General features: G+C 56.0%; 1 protein-coding gene. It reads right to left on the bottom strand.

Annotation, left to right across the window (positions count from 1 at the left end; all coding sequences use genetic code 11):
• Positions 1-1,135 (bottom strand): IS3 family transposase gene (locus HU748_RS26120; protein WP_186722528.1). Its coding sequence is split into 2 segments (ribosomal slippage), with 1,136 coding nucleotides annotated over them: positions 1-880 and positions 880-1,135; the frame shifts between segments, so codons are not numbered across the junction. This gene is flagged as partial in the annotation.
• Positions 1,136-1,199 lie beyond the last annotated feature (64 nt).

The following is a 1,199-nucleotide window of genomic DNA, read 5'->3' as shown; positions in this document are numbered from 1 at the left end:
TTTTCTTCAGCTTTCGCCGGAGCCAGTCCATCGTTGAACTGATGAGGTCGGATCCAGTTGTAGTGGCTCATCAGGTACTGGCCGATGTCTCGTTGAGCTTGTTGCCCGGTCAGGTAGCCCGTGGTCGGTATCCACTCTGATTTCAAACTGCGAAATACACGCTCCACCGGTGCATTATCCCAGCAGTTGCCTCGGCGGCTCATGCTCTGGCGAATGCGGTAGCGCCACAGTCTCTGGCGGAACTGACGGCTGCCATATTGCGATCCCTGGTCGGAGTGGAACAGTAATCCGTGAGGCTTTCCACGTTGTTCGTAAGCGACGTCCAGCGCTTTGACCACCAGGTCTGCATCCGGTTTTTCTGATAAGGCCCAGCCAACCACTCTGCGTGCATAGAGGTCCAGGACAACTGCCAGGTAGTGCCATTTTCCCTGTGCCCAGACGTAAGTGATGTCTCCACACCAGACCTGATTTGGCGCTTCCACATCAAACGCTCGGTTCAAGGTGTTCGGAATATCTGGCCGCTCCACTGTGGCCTTTTTGTACGCATGTGATCCTGGCTGCTTGCTGATCAACGCCAGCTCACGCATCAGACGGCGTACCTTGAACCGCCCGATTTGCTCACCCTCTTCTTGCATCATTGCCATGATGGTACGGCTGCCGGGCGCACTTCGATATCGGGTGAACAACTCACTCACTCGACTGCGCAACCGCAGTCGTTCAACGTCCGGAGTTCGCCTTCTGTGACGATGTGCGTAGTAACTTGAGCGAGTGACTTCGAACACTTCGCACAAACAATCAACGGGCTCATGGTCGCTGAGCTGGCGGATCAGCGCGTACGCTCGAGATCTTCCGACATCAAGAGCGCGGTAGCCTTTTTTAGTATCGATTTCTCACGTTCAAGGCGCGCGATCCGGGCTTCCAATTCTTGAATTTTTTGCTGCTCTGGCGTCAGCGCTTTGCTGGCCGGCGTAACGCCGCTGCGCTCCTGCTGAAGCTGATTAACCCATCGGCGCAGTGCTGGTTCGACCAAGCCGAGCGAACGGGCCGCTTCGGCATGGCTGTAGCCTTGATCGAGCACCAGGCATGCAGCTTCGCGCTTGAACTCAGGGGTAAAAGTACGGCGTTGCTTGGTCATCGGACACCTCTCTGTGGCGAGCATTCTCGCCTAAATGGGTGTCCGGGGTTAGTAGACCACTACA

It is taken from the genome of Pseudomonas sp. RW3S2, from assembly GCF_014268955.1.
Classification (GTDB): domain Bacteria; phylum Pseudomonadota; class Gammaproteobacteria; order Pseudomonadales; family Pseudomonadaceae; genus Aquipseudomonas; species Aquipseudomonas wayambapalatensis.
This window is presented reverse-complemented; position numbering and strand designations above follow the sequence as displayed.